General features: G+C 39.3%; 1 protein-coding gene. It reads right to left on the bottom strand.

The window, feature by feature from the left end:
* Positions 1-214: CPBP family glutamic-type intramembrane protease (locus V6255_RS18820; protein WP_341629468.1), on the bottom strand; the 214-nt coding region annotated here is incomplete at both ends.

Raw genomic sequence — 214 nt, 5'->3', positions numbered from 1 at the left:
AAGATAGCTAAACGTTTAACTGTGATTAATTGCGACAACTTAGTTTGTAACACACCTCTAAAGAACGCCTCTTCAGCAACACAGGTGAACAAAAGATTAATCGCAATAAAGGCTAACCAAAATCCTGGCACTTTAGGGCTAAACCCGACGAGCCCAATCATTAACGCCACCGTAAAGGTCACTAATACGGTACAAATAATAATGAAAAAAGGCT

Source organism: Psychromonas arctica (assembly GCF_038155225.1).
Classification (GTDB): Bacteria; Pseudomonadota; Gammaproteobacteria; order Enterobacterales; family Psychromonadaceae; genus Psychromonas; species Psychromonas arctica_B.
Note: the sequence above shows the minus strand (reverse complement) of the source record. Positions and strands in the feature narration are given on the sequence as shown.